Genomic DNA, 17,558 nt, shown 5'->3' with positions numbered 1-17,558 from the left:
CGTGGTGTGAGCTTTGATCTCGGAGTCTGGTTCGGGACCGAACCGATCACCGCACGCGAGGCCCTTCTCAGGTATCTCGCCTGGGACGAGAGCGGAGCCGCCCCCGGTGAGCCGCGCCCGGAGGTGGCGGCCTTCTACGAGGAGCTGACGGCGCTCTTCCCGGACCTGACCGCCGAGAACTACGGCACCTCGCCATGGTCCGAGCCGCTGACCGTGGGTGAGGACTTCGTGCTGATGAACGCCGTCTTCCCCCGGGCAGGAGAGGTGTGCCGCGTGGTGCTGGAAATGGCGGCACGGCATCGGCTCGTGCTCTTCGAGCTCTAGCGGGCCGTGGCAGACCGCGGGGAGCGGGTGGACGGCGACGTCTTTCGCCGCCGGATTCAACAGTTTCGCCGCCGAGTCCGTCTGAGTTGTGACGGAACCGGAAAGCTGTGACGGACTCGTAAAGGCGAAGGCAATTGGACGACGAATCCCGTTTCGCGGACTTCGTCGCTGAGCGGGCGGATGCACTGCTGCGTTACGGCTACGTGCTCAGCGGTGACCCTCACGACGCGGCCGATCTCACCCAGGAGGCGCTGGTCCGGCTGCATCGGGCGTGGTCCCGGGTGCGCCGCAAGCACGATCCGGAGAACTACACCAGGATGATCATGGCTCGGCTGCACATCGGCACCTGGCGGCTGCGCCGTCGCGAGCGGCTCACCTGGGACCTTCCGGAAAGGGCCCATCTGGACGTGCTGCCCTCCGACGTGGAACAGGGGTTGTGGCGGGCGCTCGAAGGTCTGCCCCGCAAGCAGCGGGCCGTGCTCGTCCTGCGGTACTACGAGCAGCTGACCGACGTGGAGATCGCCAATGTTCTCGGCATCTCCCGGGGGACCGTCCGCAGTCACGCGTCGCTCGGCCTGAACAGGCTTCGCTCCGCCGTACCCCATCCCGCAGCGGCCAACGGGAGCACCCGATGAACGACGACCTGGAAGCCAACCTCCGCAGTGCCCTCGGCCACGCCTCCGAGCGCGCGCCGCACGCGCCGAGCAGCCTGTCCGCGCACATCGTGGCCCGTTCCCGGCGTCGCGGGACGCGCGCGCGGGCCCTGGCCACCGCCGCCGCGGCCCTCGCCGTGGCGGTGGTGGCGGGTGGGCTCGCGGTGGCGGTACGCGGCGCCGCGAACCATCCGGACCCGACGGCGGCGGACCCGACGGCCGTGTCGAGCGCCGGGACCGCGGAGCCGCGCCTTCCGGGCGAGGTGTCCGAGATCCCGGACCCTGTCGAGAAGGTCTGGCCGCAGGCGGTCAGGAAGATCCCGGCCCTGCTGCCCGACGGGCGCGAACTCCGGCCGCACGCCTTCATCGACGACCACACGCTGCTCACCGGGACCTGGTCGAGTCTGGAGAAGTCCGACGCCCTCTACGCCTACGACATGGACAGCGCGAAAATCCGCAAGATCACCGACATTCCCACGCCGAAGGGGACGGTGACGTTCGCCTTCGACTTCACCATCGGCGCCGGACAGGTGGTCTGGTGGACGACTCGCAACATCGGTGACGAGAAGCTCGCAGATCTGTGGGCGGCCCCGCTCGCCGGCGGCGAGGCCCGGCTCGTGGCCTCGCACCGGAACGGCGAGGAGGACGCGGACGAGGCTCTCGACCCGCCGGCCGTGACCGGCGACGGCAGGATCGCCTTCTCCTTCAGGGAGAGCGACGGCGTCTTCACCGTCCCCCTCGGGGGCGGGGCGGTGAAGCCCGTCGCGGGCGCGGAGAGACATCACGTCATGCGCTGGCCGTGGGTCGGTACGGCCGGGATGTTCGACTTCCTCGAAGAGACGACCTCCGCCGAATTGACGGCCCTGGCCGAACTGCTCAACGTGGAGACCGGGGAGAAACGCACGGCAGTGGTCAACCCCGGTGAGCTCGACGTGCAGTGCGGGCTGACCGCGTGCATCGGCAGGAAGGCCGGCGGCGGGTTCTTCCACCGGCTGCGCGACGGTTCCCGGGAGAAGGAGTTGCCGTTCGTCCCGGCCCATGCGTCCGGCGATTTCGTGGGCCGCTTCCAGAGCTCGACCTACCGCAAGGAGAGGAAGTCGGAGGGTGCCCTCCTGCACGATCTGGTCACCGGCAGATCCGGCGATTTCGGGGTCCGTCCCGGCAAGAACGGCCTGCAAATACCGGGGCCGGGGGCCGGGATGAGCGGTGAACGGCTGATCAGCTACCGGCTCGGGGACCAGCGCGTGGTCATCGACCTCAGCAAGATCGACTAAGGCGCCGTCGCCACGGGCCCGGCGTCCCGCCCCGCACCGCGGGCCGCCGCTCCCGGGAAGGGCCCGGTTCAGCGGCTGACCGCGTCCACCGTGTCGGCCGGGCGCAGCAGGTCCAGGTCGGAGCGGCGGGGCAGGCTCTCCCAGTCGCCGTCGGCGGTGACGGCGAAGGCTCCCGCGGCGCCGGCCGTGGCCAGGCGCCGCTCGGGGGCCGCCCCGGCGAGGGTCTCGGCGATCCAGCCCGCGGCGAAGGCGTCCCCGGCGCCCACCGGGTCGAGCTCGACGACCCGGTAGGGCTCCGCGTGCCGTACGGTGCCGTCGGAGAGCTCTATCGCGCCGAGGGCGCCGCGCTTGATGAGGACGTGGCGCGGGCCGAGGGCCGACAGGGCTCCGGCCAGGGTGAGCGGGTCGTCCCCCTCGACGACCAGCCGGGCCTCGGCCTCGGTCGCGAACAGGACGTCCACGGAGGCGACGGTCTCGCGCAGCGCGGCGGAGGCCTCGGCGGGCGTCCACAGGGCACGGCGGTAGTTGACGTCCATCGACACGATCGCGCCCGCGGCGCGAGCCTCGGCGATCGCGGCCCGCACCGCCTCGGCGGCGGACGCCGACAGCGCGAGCGTGATGCCCGTGACGTGCAGCACGCGTGCCGAGCGGATCAGCGAGACGTCCAGGTCGGAGGGGCGCAGCCGGGATCCGGCGCTCGCCGAGCGGTAGTAGCGCACGTCGACCGTCTCGGCCGTGCGCCTGCTCTTGATCATCAGGCCGGTGGGCGCCTCGGGATCGACCCGCATCCCCCGCACGTCGACGCCCTCGCCGGCCAGCGTCGAGCGCAGCAGCTCGCCGAACTCGTCGGCGCCCACCCTGCCGATCCAGGCCGCGCGCCCGCCGAGGCGGGCGACGCCGATGGCCACGTTCGACTCCGCGCCGCCCACGCCGAGCCCGAAGTCGCGGGCGTGCCTGAGCGGGCCGGTGCGCCGCGCGGTGAACAGCGCCATGCTCTCACCGAGCGTTACCAGATCAGTCATGGAAAACGGGTCCTTAGGGAGTCGGCGGGCGGGCTTCGTCGGTCATCGGGTCGACCCGAGCTTTCTGGAGATGCGCAGGGCCGTCTCGGCCACCAGGGGACCCAGGTCTCGCACCCGCGCGGCGGTGATCCGGGAGGTGAGGCCCGAGATGGAGATCGCCGAGGTGGCGACGTCGTTGTGGTTGAAGATCGGCGCCGCGACGCAGCGCACCTCGGGCTCGTTCTCGCGGTCGTCGACCGAGTAGCCCCGCTGCCGGATCCGGCCCAGCTCGGCGCGCAGGCGCGCGGCGTCGGTGATGGTGTACCGGGTGACGTGCGGCATCCCGGCGGCCACGATCTCCTCGACGGCCTCCTCCGGCTGCCAGGCGAGGATCGCCTTGCCCACGGCGGTGCGGTAGACGGGGTTGCGGCTGCCGATGCGCGAGGCCATGCGCACGTTGGTCTCGTTCTCGACCTTGTCGATGTAGACCACGTCGGGCGGATCGTAGACCACGAGGTGGACGGTCTCCCTGGTCTCCGCCATCAGGCGGTGCGACTCCTCGGCGGCCACCGTCCGCAGGTCGAGGGTGGACAGGTAGGCCTGCCCGAGGTGCAGGGCGCCGCTGCCCAGCCGGTATGCGCCGCTCCTGCGGTCGCGCTCCAGGAGCCTGGCCTCGATGAGCGGGGCGGTCAACCGGAGCACCGTGCTCTTGGACAGGTCGAGCGCCTCGGCGAGCCGGGTGAGCGACAGGCCGTGGCCCGCACCCGCGTGGTCGCGTACGTGCGCGAGGACGGCGAGGGCGCGTCGGAGCGAGGCCGACCGGTTGCGTTCCGGAGCGGGCTCACTCATCGCGGCTTCCCAATGTGATCCGGCAATCGAATACCTGGTCAAGGTAGGCGAGTACCCCGCCCTGCGGCCACTTTGCAGCACAACGTTCTGCACTGCACAACAAACCGCGCCTGGCCGGCCGGACGGACGGTGGAGGACGGGCACCCACCCGGTTCCGTTTCTCCCCACTACCGATAATTTTTGCCTGGACCAGGGCAGAACTGTCCCTCGGGATGGTTGACAGGCCAAAATTGGTCCGTGGTCAGGATCGGATCGGTAGAGATGAGCGATTGTGAGAGTGAGCGACTTCCGCCAGTTCTGGGCCAGCTGTTCGCCGATGGAGCCGACGGAGCCGACGGGAGCGAGGGCGGCGACGGGACCGGCGGGGGCAGGGGCAGGAGGCTCTCGGTGGAGCTGCCGCCGGGGGACGTGGTGTGGCCCGACCCCGGTTACGCCCAGCTCGCCGTCCGTCGCCGTCCGGCGTTCTGGCTCAGCGAGGTGGCGGTCTCCGGCGAGTACTGGGCGCGGCTGAGGGCCCAGCACGAGCGGTCGGGCCTGTGGCCGGTGCTGCTGGAGGACTCCGTCCAGCCCTGGTCGGCCGGCCAGATCGCCCCGGACACGGCCGGTCAGATCGACAACTACCACGCCGCCGCGTTCATGGCCGAGGTGTGGTCCGACTGGATCGCCAAGGCCAACCTCGACCAGCTCGAACTGCTCGAGCCCTTCGGACCCGAGTGCCCCGGCCCGGCCCCCCCGGGCAGGCTCGCCGCAGACCCCGGCGTGGTCGCCGACTGGTACGCCGGGCTGGTGGCCGAGCGCAGGACCCCGCTCGGGCTCGTCGCGGTCGAGCGCGGGGCCGACGCCCTCGCCGTCATGGGCTGGCAGGGCGCCCTCAACCACAACGAGTGGATGGTCCCGCTCGCGGCCGTCGTGCGCAGCTGGGAGGACAGGTTCGGGGTGCGGGTGGTCGGCATGGGTTTCAACACCCTCGACCTCAGCGTCGCCGCGCCCCCGACCACCTCCGAGCACGCCCTGCACGTCGCCGCGGAGCACTGGACGTTCTGTCCCGACAGCATCATCCAGGGGGCGGGGAACCTCATCGACTACGCCGAGCAGATCAAGGGCAGGAACGCCTGGTCGTTCTGGTGGGACTGAGCGGGGCCGGGCGGGACCGGTCGGCCGGGGACGACCCGCGGGGCGGGCTCCCCTTGAGTGAACCTTTACGGAAAGGGATCGGCCGGCCTGGGGAGGGCTCGCGAGGCGGCGTTCCGCCGCGTGGATCTCCGGGCGCGGGGCCCTGGAACGGGGCCCGGGACGGGGTTTCGGGGCTGGACACCGAGATGGGGGAGACATCCGTGCTGGTAGGACGGGTGTTGGCCTGACGGGGCGATCGATGAGGCTTCCTTGAAGCTTGTAGGTAGATCTTCTGGGGTTTTCATGGTGTTTGCTTTGCTTTGTCCGGTTTTGGTGGGTAGTGTCCACAGTCATCGGTAGGCGACCTGCCCTTCACAAGAGGGAGCGGCCGGCCGACGTCGAATCCCGAGGGCCCGCAGGGGCCCCGGAGCCGGGGAACCACTTTTCCGGGGTGAATCCGCCGCGACCACGCGGCGGTAGGGCAACTCCACCGCCCGAACCCGTCAGCTAACCCGGTAGACGAGATGGAGAGGAGATCCCCTCATGGATCACCGCGTTACCACGTCGGTGCAGCCCTTGTCCGTGCCGACCACCTGAACTTTTCCCCCCTTCCGCCGACATCCCCCGTTCCCCCCGGACCTTCTCGCCGCGCCTGATCGCGGCACCTTCCAGATCGTGCTCCGCGTAGCGATTGCCTGAGATTCCGGCTACGCCCCCTTTTCCGACGAGCGCGTCCCCGCCAGTGCACCCCTTCGGTGTGTCGCACGTGGCTGCCCCGTTCCCTCGCGAAAGAGCCTTTTCTCCATGCGCCCCTTCCTTGGTTTGCACAAGAACGGCCTGAGCAAGTTCACCTGGCAGAAGAACAAGCCCCGCGGAAGCCGCCTCGCCGCCGCCGCTCTGGTCGGCGCGAGCGTCCTCGCCGCCACCGGTGTCGCGGTGGCGCTGCCCGCATCCACCTGTTTCGCCGCCACCGCCGACCCCGAGGTCGGGGTGGCGAAGGCCAGCGCCGAGTCCGTCCTCCTCCAGGGCGCGACCACGGCCTCCTACTTCTGGGACGACTCCTCCGGCCGGGCCGGTGACACCGGTCTGCCCGCCAGCGGCCGGCCGATGCAGAAGGGCATGATCGCCAGCCCGAGCTGGCCCCTGCTCACCGAGGGTTACCTCATCTACAAGGGCAAGAAGGCCAAGTTCTTCGTCGGCGACCGCGGCCCCGGTTCCCCCTCGAACCAGGGCATCATGATCGACATCGACGCCAAGACCTTCGCCGACCTGACCGGTGGAACGTTCAACGCCAGCACGCTCGGCGTGGACGGCAACGGCGGGATGGGCCACATCGACATCAAGTACGTGGTCACCAAGTGGGGTGACGGTACGGGGATAAAGAACCACCCCGTCGCGTTCTCCACCGGTGCCTGGAGCCGCAGGGACACCAGCCCGGCCAAGCCTCCGACGGTCGTCTTCGCCAAGGCCCAGGAACTGGGGATAGGCGTGCAGACCCAGCCGGTGAGCGCCGCGGTGCGGCCGTGGACCGGCAAGCCCAAGGTCATGGTCGAGTCCGCCTCCTGGCACGCCCCGGCCGGCGTGGCCGTCGCCGGTGCCCGCGCCGCCGAGATCGGCGCGGGGAAGGGCTGAGCCGGAGCCGCCGCCCTCCGGAGTCCTCCGGGAACGCTCCGAAAGGGCTCCGGGAGGGCTCCGGGAGGACTCCGGGAGGACGCTGAGAGGACTCCGGTGCGGTCCGTGCCTCCCGGGGCGCGGACCGCACCGGAGGATCAGACTTCGAGCTTCTCCTCGATGCCGCGCAGGGTGTGCCGCGCGAGCGCGAGGTTGGCCCGGTTCCGGTCGAGAGCCAGGTAGAGGAACAGCCCTTTGCCGCTCCGGCCGGCGATCGGGCGGATCACGTGGTACTGCGTGCCGAGCGTGATGAGGATGTCCTCGATGCCGTCCTTGAGGCCGAGCGACTCCATGGTCCGCATCTTGGCCTTGACGACCTCGGTGTTACCCGCGGCCGCGATCTGGAGGTCGAGGTCCTTGGACCCGCCGAGCGCGCCCAGCGCCATCCCGCTGTTGTAGTCGACGACGACCGCGCCGACGGCACCGTCGATCGCCATCATCTCCTTGAGCGAGATGTCCATGTTGCCCATTGCTGTCTCCGATCACTGGGGTATCGATGTGCGCGAACCGGCGGCGGCCAGTCTGGCCGCCGTCTTGCGGCCCTCCAGCCGGAGCAGCCCGAGGTTGGTCCCCGGGCGCGCCAGGACTGTGAGGACGATCTTGGGTCCGGCGGCGTAGAACGCCGCGTAGCCGTTGGTGCCGGAGATCAACGTCTCCTCGAAGGTGCCCTTGCCGGCCATGCTCGTCATCCGGCGGCTGAGGGCCAGCACCGCGGAGGAGAGCGCCCCGGTCTGCTCGGTGTCCCTCTCCAGGTCGCTCGCTATCGTCAGACCGTCGACGCTGCACGCGATGCTCCCGTTCACGTCGGGTACGCGTTCTCGCAGCGCCGCCATCTCGCGCCGTATCTCCTCACGCAGTTCCACCGGCATCCTCCTTCCGATCAGCTTCAGCGTCCGCAGCCTTATCGGCATGTGACCGGGCTCAAGTCATCGCCTCCAATGCGTTCCTGAGCCGGATGAGCAGACTGACGTCGGCCGGGTCCCCGTTCGCCCTGGGAAGCCACTGCGACGTCTCCGGAGAACCCGTACCGGCCGCCGGGATCTCCGTGGCACCCCTCGTCCGCCTGGGCAGCGGCGCCGGCGCCTCGGGAGCCCCGGGAGCCCCGGGAGCCCCGGGGGCCTCTGCCGGAGCGGGCTCCGGGAGGCGGAGCAGCCCGGACGAGGCGAGCTGCCGTACGGCGAGCAGTACCGAGTACGCGGGACGGCCCAGCTTGCGCGCCAGGTCGGCCGGGGTCGCCGTGGAGTCGGCGCCGACGAGCACCTCCCACTGGAGCGAGCTCAGCACCACCCGCTGGGCGCTGATGCGCCCCAGCGGGACGACCGGGAGCGTGTCCAGCTCCGCGGACGGCCAGGTCTGTTCCAACTGCGCCTTCCTTCGCTCGCACTCCCGGAGCAGGCCGGTCGCGTCGAAGTACCACTGCGGTCCGAGCCAGTGCCGCTCTCCCCGCCGGAACCTGGGCCGGTGCCCGGTGGCCTGCAGCAGGAAGTACGCGGCGTCGAGCACCGCGCTCAGCACGCAGAACTCCAGTTCCCCCCTGGTGAGCAGGCCCCGCGCGACCAGCTGCTCGCCCCCCGACGGCTGGGGGGTACGCGCGTCCGGTGGCCGGCGGGTGGCGGCCTGCCTGACCTGCCGTACGGCGTGGGCGGATATCCCGCGGCAGGCGCCCAGCAGGTCCTCCAGCCGGGGGGCCGCCGCGCTCTCGGCATAGGTCACGCGACCGTCGGTGAGGTAGATGATCCCCGCCTTGCCGAGTCGCAGGGAGCCGGTGGCGTGGTCGCCGGCGAGCCCGCTGAGGATGTTCTCGACGTTCGGCATGATTTCACGTCGATATCAGACGGCCGGAAAGGGCCTGGAGACGGTGGCGGGCCAGTGCCAGGTTCGAGCGTTCGAGATCGAGCCTGACATAAATGACCAGAGGGCCGTCGAAAAGCGTTTCCAGCGGCCGCAGCAAATGGTGGCCGCCGTCCGTGGTGATGATCATGTCGTTGATCCGGACCGTGCCGCCGGGCGAGGCGAGGGCGAGCCCGTCGAGCGTCGCGCGCAGGGTCTCGCTCAGCCCCGCGGCCGACCTCTCCACGTCGGCGTGGCGGCTCGCGCCGCCGGTGGCCACCGCGGTCCCGCTGGTCTGATCGATGAGGATCGCGTCCAGGGCACCGGGGATGGCCATTACCTCGGTGAGGCAGTCTTCGATTCCGAGCACGTGCTCTCCCTCGCCAGCGACTTCAAGCGTCGCCCGGTCAGCGTAGGGACACCTCTCGGTAACCGAACTTCCTGGCTAGGGCTTTGATAGGAGAAGGCATACGATTCTCCAACCGAGTAGGAAGTTACATACCCTGGGTGGAAATCAACCCGTTGGGTCGTCGGTGATGAGTGCCTTTTCGTCCGGCTTGAAAACAAGAATGTTCTTCACATAGGAATTCACCGCGGCGGGCAGGCCGACGTCGTTCCCGGCCTCCTCCGACATGTACCAGCGGTGGTCGAGCACCTCGTGGAAGAACTGGGCGGGCTCCAGCTTGCCCCGCAGCTCCTGGGGCACGGCCAGCACCGTGGGCTGGAAGACCTCGGCCAGCCAGCGGTGGGCCACGATCGCCTCGTCCTCGTGGCGGAGGCCGTGCGACACGCGGAAGGAGTCGAGGTCGTTGAGGAGGCGCCTGGCCTGGTTCTCCTCCACGTCCAGTCCGGTCAGCCGCAACAGCCTGCGCTGGTGGTGCCCGGCGTCCACGACCTTGGGCCGGACGATGAGCCGGCCGGTGCCCGCCTTGCGGCGGACCATCATCTCCGCGACGTCGAACCCCAGGGAGTTCAGCCGGCGGATCCGCTGGTCGATCATGTGCCAGTCGACCTCGTCGATGATGTCGTCGGAGGTGAGCTCGCTCCAGAGACGGTGGTAGCGGCGGACGACCGAGTCGGCGATCTGCTCGGGGTCGATGGAGGGGTGCAGCAGCTGACCCGCCTCCAGGTCGAGCATCTCGCCGAAGATGTTGGTGTGCGCGACGTCGATGTCGTACAGCCGCTGGCCCTCGCTGAGCATGGGGTGCAGCTCGCCCGTCTCGGCGTCGACCAGGTAGGCGGCGAAGGAGCCCGCGTCCCGGCGGAACAGGACGTTCGACAGCGAGCAGTCGCCCCAGTAGAAGCCGCTGATGTGCAACCGCACGAACAGCACGGCCAGGGCGTCGAGCAGCCGGTTCAGCGTCTCCGGCCGGACCGTCCCGGACATGACCGCGCGGTAGGGCAGGGAGAATTGCAGGTGCTGGGTGACGAGCGCCGAGTCGAGCGGCTCGCCGTTCGCGTCGGTCCGCCCGGTGACCACGGCCACCGGCTCGACGGACGGGGTGTCCATCCGGCTCAGATCCCACAGCAGGCGGTATTCGCGCTTGGCGTAGTACTCGCTGATCTCCTTGATCGCGTACACCTTGCCCGACAGGCGGGCGAAGCGCACCACGTGCCGGGAGATGCCGCGGGGCAGGGAGACCAGCCGGTGCTCGGGCCACTGCTCCAGCGGGACGTCCCAGGGCAGGCGGATGAGGTCCGGATCGCTCGGGGCGCCGGTGAGCTGGAGGGGCATGCGGTCAGTCCTCGCGACGGGAAGTCCGGCGGTGTGCCGGTCGGACAGGTGGTCGTGCCGTGGTCAGTCCTCGCGGCGGGGGAAGGTGGGCGGGTCGAAGGCGCGCCGGACCACCGCGGCGAGTTGCTCCTCGGTGAGCACGCGGGGTTCGCCGACGCTCCTGGCCCGTACGTAGACCTCGCAGAGCCACTCCAGCAGCCGGGTCGCCTCGAAGGCCCCGTCCAGGTCGTCGCCGATCGTGACCCCGCCGTGGTTGGCCAGCAGCGCGGCACGCCTGTCCTTGAGGGCGGCCCTGACGGAGGCGGCGAGCTCGGGGGTGCCGTAGGTGGCGTACTCGGCGACCCTGACGGTCCCGCCGAGCAGCAGGACGTTGTAGTGGATCGGCGGCAGCTCGCTCATGGTCGTGGCGACCACGGTGCCGAAGACGGAGTGGGTGTGCACGACGGCGCCCGCGCCGGTGGCCGCGTAGACCGCCAGGTGCATGGGGGTCTCCGAGGACGGCCGCAGGTCGCCCTCGACGAGGTGGCCCTCGATGTCGACGACCGGGCAGGCCTCGGGCTCCAGCCGGTCGAGGGAGACGCCGCCGGGCGTCACGGCGACCAGATCGCCCGCGCGCACGCTGAGATTTCCCGCGGTCCCGACGACCAGTCCGGTCGCGGCGGCCCGGTGGCCGTACTCACACAGCAGTCGGCGCTGTTCGGCCAGCAACATGTCCCCAAAAGTAGGGGGTTGCGGTATCAGGCGGCAAACCCTCATTATCTGGTCTAGACCGGTTGTCGCCCCTCGATGACCGGGGAGCATGGTTCCTTTACCTTCCCATCGGCCGTGCGTCAACGGTTGGCCGGGAAATATCGGCTACTGTGTGCCGTTCTGTCATTGGATTGCACTTCCCTGGCGTTTGGTTTCTACCAGATATGTCGCGAGGACATCACGGCTCGGTCTAGACCGGATACGAGCTCTTGACGGTGGACTCCGGGGGTACGTACCTTCGGGCAAACGTTTAGGAAACTTTCCTAATTGATCCCCCGTTCAGGAGGGTTACATGTCCAACTCGGCCGGTACGCCCGGAGATATCACCCGGCGGCAGATGCTCCGCCGGATCGGCATGAGCGCTCTGATCGCCGGCCCCGGCGCCGGACTGCTCACCGCCTGCGCCACCGGCGGCGCGGCCCCCGCGGCCCCGGCCTCCGCCGCCCCCTCCGCGGGCGGCGCGGTCTCCGCGAAGAACCCGTTCGGCGTCGCCGCGGACGCGCCGCTCGAGGTCGTCATCTTCAAGGGCGGCCTGGGTGACAGCTACGCGACCGAGGTCCACGAGCCGCTGTACAAGAAGGCGTTCCCGCAGGCCCAGATCAAGCACGTCGCCACCCAGCAGATCGCGCAGACCCTGCAGCCGCGGTTCGCCGGCGGCGACGTCCCCGACATGATCGCCAACTCCGGCACCGACCTGATGGACAACGGCGCCCTGCAGCAGGAGGGCCAGCTCCTGGAGCTCACCGAGCTGTGGGACGCCCCCTCGATCGACGACCCGAGCAAGAAGGTGCGCGACATGGTCGCGCCGGGCACCGTCGAGTCGGGCCTCATCGCCGGCAAGCCGTACCTGATGAACTACGTCTTCTCCGCGTACGGCCTCTGGTACGACTCCGCGCTGTTCGAGAAGAACGGCTGGACCCCGCCGAAGACCTTCGAGGAGTTCAAGGCCTTCGCCGAGAAGGCCAAGGCCGCCGGGGTCACCCCCTTCGCGTACGCGGGCAAGAACGCCGCCTACTACGCGTACTGGATGATCCTCATCTCCGCCGCGAAGATCGAGGGCAACCAGATCCTGGTCGACGTCGACAACCTCGTCGACGGTGTCTGGCAGCGCGACTCCATGAAGCAGTCCGCCGCGGCCTGGGCCGAGATCGCCAAGTACATGGACAAGTCCTTCGAGGGCCTGATCCACACCGAGGTGCAGCTCCGCCAGAACCAGGGCAAGGTCGCACTGTACCCGTCGGGCTCCTGGCTGGAGAACGAGCAGAAGGCCCAGACCCCGGAGACCTTCAAGTACGCGCTGACGCCCACCCCCAGCGTCACCGCCGCCGACAAGATGCCGTTCGAGGCCATCCGCGCCGCCGCCGGCGAGGCCTACATCGTCCCCGCCAAGGCCAAGAACCCCAAGGGCGGCCTGGAGTACCTGCGCATCATGCTCTCCAAGGAGGGCGCGCGCGGCTTCACCGAGAAGTCGGGCAACATCACCGTGGTGACCGGTGCCGCCGACGGCCTGGAGCTGTCGCCCGGCAACGCGAGCCTCAGCGCCGCGCAGACCGCCGCCGGCCAGAACATCGTCACCTTCAGCAGCTTCGAGAACTGGTACAAGGAGTTCGAGACCGAGCTGCGCAAGCAGACCAACGCGCTCATGTTCGGCCGCATCTCCGCCGACGAGTTCTGCGAGAAGATGCAGAAGGCCGCCGACAAGACCAAGGCCGACTCGTCCATCACCAAGCAGAACCGGACGGTGTAGCTCCCGATGCGGCAGGGCAAGTATCCGTTCATCGTCGGCTTTCTCGCCGCGCCGGTCCTCCTCTACGTGGTCTTCGTGATCAGCCCGTACATACAGGCTTTCTACATCTCGATGACCAACTGGAAGGGCATCTCGGCGAACCCCCAGTTCATCGGCCTGGAGAACTTCACCAGGCTCTTTGACGACGAGGTCTTCTGGGCCGCGGTGCGGCACCACGGTGTTCTGCTGCTTGTCATGCCGCTGGTCACGATCGTGATCGCCCTGTTCTTCGCCTTCCTGCTCAACCTGAGCGGCGGGCAGCGGGGCGGCCGGATGACCGGGATCTGGGGTTCGAAGGTCTATCGTGTGATCTTCTTCCTGCCCCAGGTCCTGGCCGTCGCCATCGTCGGCGTGCTCTTCCAGGCGATCTACCGCCCGGACGGCACCGGCGTGATCAACGGCCTGCTCGGCAAGGTCGGCATCGACCCGGTCGGCTGGCTGATCGACCCGGACATCGCCCTGTTGTCGATCATCGCGGTGATGGTCTGGCAGGCCGTCGGCTTCTACGTGGTCCTGTTCTCGGCCGGCATGTCCTCCATCCCCAAGGACGTGTTCGAGGCCGCCGCGCTGGACGGCGCGGGCCGGTTCACCCTGTTCTTCAGGATCACGATCCCGCTGCTGTGGGACACCATGCAGGTCGCCTGGGTCTACCTCGGCATCGCCGCCTTCGACGCCTTCGCCCTGGTCCAGGTCCTCTCGGTCGACCGGGGCGGGCCCGACAACTCCACGACGGTGCTGCCGATGGAGATCTGGCGCACGGCGTTCAACTTCTCCAAGTTCGGCTACGCGTCGGCGATGGGCGTGGCGCTGTTCTTCATGACCATCACGTTCGCCGCCCTCACCCTGCGCGTGACCCGGCGCGAGAGGATCGAGTTCTGATGGCCACGGACACGGCGCGCAAGCCCGACGCCACCCGCCCCTCCGCCCCCGCGCCCGTCAGGCGCCGCGTGAAGAACCCGCTCGGGGTCTTCGGCGCGCTGTCCCACGTCGCGCTGCTGGTCTGGGCGATCCTGATCATCGGCCCGATCGTCTGGACGTTCCTGTCCTCCTTCAAGACCAACACCGAGATCTTCGGGGACGCCATCACCCTCCCGGCCTCCTTCGGCTGGGACGCCTGGGGCCGGGCCTGGGAGAAGGCCCACATCGGCCAGTACATGCTGAACACCGTCTTCGTGGTGGCGTGCAGCACGGCGGGCACCATGCTCCTGGGCTCGATGGCCGCGTACGTGCTGGCGCGCTACACCTTCCCCGGCAACAGGCTCATCTACTTCCTGTTCGTGTCGGGCATGACCTTCCCGGTCTTCCTCGCGCTGGTCCCGCTGTTCTTCGTGGTGAAGAACCTCGGCCTGATCGACACCCACCTCGGCTTGATCCTGGTCTACATCGCCTACTCGCTGCCGTTCACCGTCTTCTTCCTGTCGGCGTTCTTCAAGACGCTGCCCACCTCGGTGGCCGAGGCGGCGATGATGGACGGCTGCTCGCACACCCGGACGTTCTTCCAGGTCATGATGCCGATGGCCAAGCCGGGCCTGATCAGCATCACGATCTTCAACATCCTGGGCCAGTGGAACCAGTACCTCCTGCCGATCGTGCTGCTCTCGGGCAACGTCGAGGACAAATGGGTGATCACCCAGGGCGTCGCCAACATCTCCACCAGCGCCGGGTACGAGGCCGACTGGCCGGGCCTGTTCGCCGCGCTGAGCATGGCCATCATCCCCGTCATGATCATTTACATCATCTTCCAGCGCCAGATCCAGTCGGGCCTCACCTCCGGCGCCGTCAAATGACCGGATCCGGTCAAAATACGAGCTCCGGCGAGTAATCCCAGGAGTGTCGTCGGGAGTCGTTCATATTCGGAACGACTCCTGTCCCCTCCCCACGGAGAACCCGACACATGGCCCTCCTCGACCAGGACTTCCCCTTCCCCTTCTTCGGCGCGGGGGAGGCGAGCTACTACATGTGGGCCGAGGTGCACGTACGCTTCGCCCGGCAGCCGAGCACCTCCCAGCGCGCGGTCATCGTCGACACCGTCCCGGCGCCCCTGCGCGGGGCGCTCGACTGGTGCGAGGGCCGCCAGCTGATGGTGGCCAGCGGCCTGTTCCTGCACGGCACGGTGGTCCACTCCTACCCGGCCGTCCCCGGCGAGTCCGACCGCATCGGCGACGACGGCTGGCTGTACGCCGCCCCCTCCCGGATCGCCGCGCTCAACGCCGACATCGAGAGATGGCTGCTGCGCATCCACCGGGAGTGCCCGATCCTGGCGGCCTACCGCGCCGAAGACCCCGACAGCGGCGGCACCCGCCTGTCGGACTGGCACGAATGGAGCCTCGCCCGGCTGCCCGGCCTGCTGCCCGAGCTGGAGCCCCTCCTCGACCAGGCCAGCCACGCCACCGCCATGGCCCAGGGCATCATGGCCATGGCCCGCCGCGCCGGAAGCCTGCCCAGGCTTGGCGTCTTCGCCGGAGACATGATCTCCTGGGAGGATGAACCTGCTTGACGACTCCGCGGTGGACGAGCGGCTGACCGGCCTGCCCGAGTGGCGGCGCGAGGGCGACGAGATCCGCCGCACGATCACCGCCACCGACTTCCCCGCCGCGATCCGCATCGTGAACGAGATCGCGGTCGAGGCCGAGAAGCTCGACCACCACCCCGACATCGACATCCGCTGGCGCACCCTGCACCTGGCGCTCAGCACGCACAGCGCGGGTGGCCTGACGGAGCTCGACTTCACCCTGGCAGCCCGCATCGACGAGATAGCCTCGGCCGGCGCCTGAACCGCTCCTCGGCCGATCATGACCGATCCGGGACACGGGCCGCGGGAGTTCGACCGGACGCCGTCCTCGCCCCTCGTGGAGCTCGACGACCCCCGGCTCGCCCGCGCGGGCGTACGCGTGATCCTGAAGCGTGACGACCTGATCCACCCCCTCCTGCCGGGCAACAAGTGGCGCAAGCTCAAGTACAACCTCGCGCGGGCCGCCGAACTGGGCCACGAGACCCTGCTCACCTTCGGCGGCGCCTACTCCAACCACGTGCGGGCCGTCGCCGCGTCCGGAGCCCGCTTCGGGTTCCGGAGCGTCGGCGTCATCCGGGGCGAGGAGCACCTGCCGCTCAACGACGTGCTGGCCTTCGCCGCGCGCTCGGGGATGCGGCTGGTCTACATGGATCGCACCACCTACCGCGCGAAGGGCACCGCGCCCGTGGTCGAGGAACTCCACCGGAGGTTCGGCCGGTTCTACCTGCTGCCCGAGGGCGGCAGCAACGAGCAGGCCGTCCGCGGCTGCGCCGAACTCCCCGGGGAGATCGACGTACCGTTCGACGTCGTGTGCTGCCCCGTCGGCACCGGGGGCACGCTCGCGGGCATCGCCGCAGGGCTGGCCGCCGGGCAGCGGGCCCTGGGCTTCTCCGTCCTGCGGGGAGCGCGGTTCCTGGCCGACGACGTCGCCAGGCTCCAGGAGGCCGCCTACGGCGAGGTGTCGGCCAACTGGACGATCGACCACGACTTCCACGCCGGGGGCTACGCCAGACGCGCTCCCGAACTGGACGCGTTCGCCGACGACTTCGCCCGCCGGCACGGGATGTCGCTCGACCGGATCTACGTGGCGAAGATGATGTGGGGCGTCTTCACCCTGGCGGAACGCGGGGCCTTCCCCAGGAACACCACGGTCGTCGCCGTGGTGACGGGTCCGATGGAGGCGGCTCCGTCCTCCCGCCCAGCGCGGGCCGACGACGGCGGGTGTCTCCGGCCCCCGCCGTGACCTCCGCCTTCCCGCGCGGCGCGGGGACCGTCCGGCCCCCGCCGCGGATCTCCGGGGCGGCGTGGCCGGGAGCGGTCAATACCGAGCGTGGTCGTATGATCACTCGATATGGTGGGCGCTGCTCTTCTCCGGCCCGGTCAAGGAGATCGTGGATGCGCATTCTGGGAGTTCTCGCCGCCGTCGCCCTGCTCTGCACGGGCTGCGGCGAGCAGGTCGCCGCGCCCCATCCGGCCGGGCACAGTCCCAGCGCGGGTCCGAGCGCCGAGGGGATCCGCCTCGCCGGAGGCGGCACGTTCACCAGTCCCGCGCCGCGCGCCACCGCCATCGTCTACGACACCGCGCTGGTGCCCCCCGGAGCCTCGGCGCGGGTCACCGTGGAGTCGGGAGCGGTGCTCGCCACCGCCAAGGTCATCGCCAAGGGCATGCTCCACAATCGCACCTACGGGGCGCACCTGCACGTCAACGCGTGCGGTTTCAAACCGGAGGACGCCGGGCCGCACTACCAGCACTCCCATACCCAGGCGAGCGCCGAGAACGAGGTCTGGCTCGACTTCACCACCGACGTCCGGGGCGACGCCATCGCCACCACCACCCAGGACTGGGCGCTCGTCCCGGGCCGGCTGCCCAAATCGCTCGTGATCCACGCCAAGCCCACCCGCACCACCGGCGCCGAGGCCGGCAGTGCCGGCCCCCGCGTCGCCTGCGTCACCCTCACCGAACGCTAGGTCCGGCATGAGCCAGGCATGAGCCCGTCGGCGGGTCCCGGTGCCGGGGCCATGGCGTCCTCGGCCGCGATGTTCCGATCCGTGCCGGATCC

General features: G+C 69.6%; 20 protein-coding genes and 1 riboswitch. Of the genes, 12 read left to right on the top strand and 8 right to left on the bottom strand.

Annotation, left to right across the window (positions count from 1 at the left end; all coding sequences use genetic code 11):
• Positions 1-6: 6 nt before the first annotated feature.
• From ACVCAG_RS20720 to ACVCAG_RS20710, 3 genes are all read left to right on the top strand, one after another.
• On the top strand, positions 7-324 hold the full coding sequence (locus ACVCAG_RS20720) for a hypothetical protein (RefSeq protein WP_362687523.1): 318 nt from the start codon (positions 7-9) through the stop codon (positions 322-324).
• A 134-nt stretch (positions 325-458) separates the two neighbouring features.
• Complete coding sequence (locus tag ACVCAG_RS20715; RefSeq protein WP_440081454.1) at positions 459-959, top strand: SigE family RNA polymerase sigma factor; 501 nt, start codon at positions 459-461, stop codon at positions 957-959.
• The gene (locus tag ACVCAG_RS20710; RefSeq protein WP_447190113.1) at positions 956-2,251 is read left to right on the top strand and encodes a TolB family protein; all 1,296 of its coding nucleotides are present in this window, start codon (positions 956-958) and stop codon (positions 2,249-2,251) included. Before ACVCAG_RS20715 ends, ACVCAG_RS20710 begins: the two co-directional genes overlap by 4 nt.
• A gap of 68 nt (positions 2,252-2,319) precedes the next feature.
• On the opposite strand, the gene ACVCAG_RS20705 is transcribed toward ACVCAG_RS20710, so the two are convergent.
• A complete protein-coding gene (locus tag ACVCAG_RS20705; RefSeq protein WP_440081452.1) occupies positions 2,320-3,273 on the bottom strand; it encodes a PfkB family carbohydrate kinase in 954 nt (317 codons plus the stop codon).
• Between the two features lie 42 nt (positions 3,274-3,315).
• On the bottom strand, positions 3,316-4,101 hold the full coding sequence (locus ACVCAG_RS20700) for an IclR family transcriptional regulator domain-containing protein (RefSeq protein ID WP_440081451.1): 786 nt from the start codon (positions 4,099-4,101) through the stop codon (positions 3,316-3,318).
• A gap of 261 nt (positions 4,102-4,362) precedes the next feature.
• Between ACVCAG_RS20700 and ACVCAG_RS20695 the strand changes: the two genes are divergently transcribed.
• Both ACVCAG_RS20695 and ACVCAG_RS20690 read left to right on the top strand, forming a co-directional pair.
• Positions 4,363-5,235, top strand: a complete 873-nt coding sequence (locus tag ACVCAG_RS20695; protein WP_440081450.1) for a DUF4253 domain-containing protein — start codon at positions 4,363-4,365, stop codon at positions 5,233-5,235.
• Between the two features lie 365 nt (positions 5,236-5,600).
• Positions 5,601-5,751, top strand: a riboswitch (cyclic di-AMP (ydaO/yuaA leader).
• Between the two features lie 267 nt (positions 5,752-6,018).
• On the top strand, positions 6,019-6,846 hold the full coding sequence (locus ACVCAG_RS20690; protein ID WP_440081449.1) for a hypothetical protein: 828 nt from the start codon (positions 6,019-6,021) through the stop codon (positions 6,844-6,846).
• A 137-nt stretch (positions 6,847-6,983) separates the two neighbouring features.
• Here ACVCAG_RS20690 and ACVCAG_RS20685 read toward each other — a convergent pair whose 3' ends face one another.
• The 6 genes from ACVCAG_RS20685 to ACVCAG_RS20660 form a co-directional block, all read right to left on the bottom strand.
• Entirely contained in the window at positions 6,984-7,355 is a 372-nt protein-coding gene (locus tag ACVCAG_RS20685; protein WP_440081448.1) for a hypothetical protein, read from the bottom strand.
• A gap of 12 nt (positions 7,356-7,367) precedes the next feature.
• Positions 7,368-7,754, bottom strand: coding sequence for a roadblock/LC7 domain-containing protein (locus ACVCAG_RS20680; RefSeq protein ID WP_440081447.1), 387 nt, complete (start codon positions 7,752-7,754; stop codon positions 7,368-7,370).
• Between the two features lie 52 nt (positions 7,755-7,806).
• Positions 7,807-8,700 carry a hypothetical protein gene (locus ACVCAG_RS20675; RefSeq protein WP_440081446.1) on the bottom strand — a complete coding sequence of 298 codons (894 nt, stop codon included), beginning with the start codon at positions 8,698-8,700 and terminating at the stop codon, positions 7,807-7,809.
• Positions 8,701-8,704: 4 nt separating this feature from the next.
• On the bottom strand, positions 8,705-9,085 hold the full coding sequence (locus ACVCAG_RS20670; protein WP_440065748.1) for a roadblock/LC7 domain-containing protein: 381 nt from the start codon (positions 9,083-9,085) through the stop codon (positions 8,705-8,707).
• A 144-nt stretch (positions 9,086-9,229) separates the two neighbouring features.
• The gene (locus ACVCAG_RS20665; protein ID WP_440081445.1) at positions 9,230-10,450 is read right to left on the bottom strand and encodes a DUF4032 domain-containing protein; all 1,221 of its coding nucleotides are present in this window, start codon (positions 10,448-10,450) and stop codon (positions 9,230-9,232) included.
• Positions 10,451-10,513: 63 nt separating this feature from the next.
• Positions 10,514-11,161, bottom strand: coding sequence for a class II aldolase/adducin family protein (locus tag ACVCAG_RS20660; protein ID WP_440081444.1), 648 nt, complete (start codon positions 11,159-11,161; stop codon positions 10,514-10,516).
• A gap of 331 nt (positions 11,162-11,492) precedes the next feature.
• Between ACVCAG_RS20660 and ngcE the strand changes: the two genes are divergently transcribed.
• From ngcE to ACVCAG_RS20625, 7 genes are all read left to right on the top strand, one after another.
• Entirely contained in the window at positions 11,493-12,947 is a 1,455-nt protein-coding gene (ngcE, locus tag ACVCAG_RS20655; protein WP_440081443.1) for an N-acetylglucosamine/diacetylchitobiose ABC transporter substrate-binding protein, read from the top strand.
• A gap of 6 nt (positions 12,948-12,953) precedes the next feature.
• Positions 12,954-13,865 (top strand): carbohydrate ABC transporter permease, encoded by a 912-nt coding sequence (locus ACVCAG_RS20650; protein WP_386155842.1) that lies wholly within the window; start codon positions 12,954-12,956, stop codon positions 13,863-13,865.
• The gene (locus tag ACVCAG_RS20645) at positions 13,865-14,773 is read left to right on the top strand and encodes an ABC transporter permease subunit (protein ID WP_440081442.1); all 909 of its coding nucleotides are present in this window, start codon (positions 13,865-13,867) and stop codon (positions 14,771-14,773) included. The genes ACVCAG_RS20650 and ACVCAG_RS20645 overlap by 1 nt, the downstream gene beginning before the upstream one ends.
• 107 nt (positions 14,774-14,880) lie before the next feature.
• Positions 14,881-15,483: a hypothetical protein gene (locus ACVCAG_RS20640; protein ID WP_440081441.1), complete on the top strand. Its 603-nt coding sequence runs from the start codon at positions 14,881-14,883 to the stop codon at positions 15,481-15,483.
• Positions 15,470-15,760, top strand: a complete 291-nt coding sequence (locus ACVCAG_RS20635) for a 4a-hydroxytetrahydrobiopterin dehydratase (RefSeq protein ID WP_440081440.1) — start codon at positions 15,470-15,472, stop codon at positions 15,758-15,760. The genes ACVCAG_RS20640 and ACVCAG_RS20635 overlap by 14 nt, the downstream gene beginning before the upstream one ends.
• An 18-nt stretch (positions 15,761-15,778) precedes the next feature.
• Positions 15,779-16,741, top strand: a complete 963-nt coding sequence (locus ACVCAG_RS20630; protein ID WP_440081439.1) for a pyridoxal-phosphate dependent enzyme — start codon at positions 15,779-15,781, stop codon at positions 16,739-16,741.
• 152 nt (positions 16,742-16,893) lie between these two features.
• Positions 16,894-17,466, top strand: a complete 573-nt coding sequence (locus ACVCAG_RS20625) for a hypothetical protein (protein WP_440081438.1) — start codon at positions 16,894-16,896, stop codon at positions 17,464-17,466.
• Positions 17,467-17,558: the final 92 nt, after the last annotated feature.

Source organism: Streptosporangium sp. G12 (genome assembly GCF_052983175.1).
The sequence above is the reverse complement of the archived record's forward strand: the minus strand, read 5'-3'. Positions and strand labels throughout refer to the sequence as shown.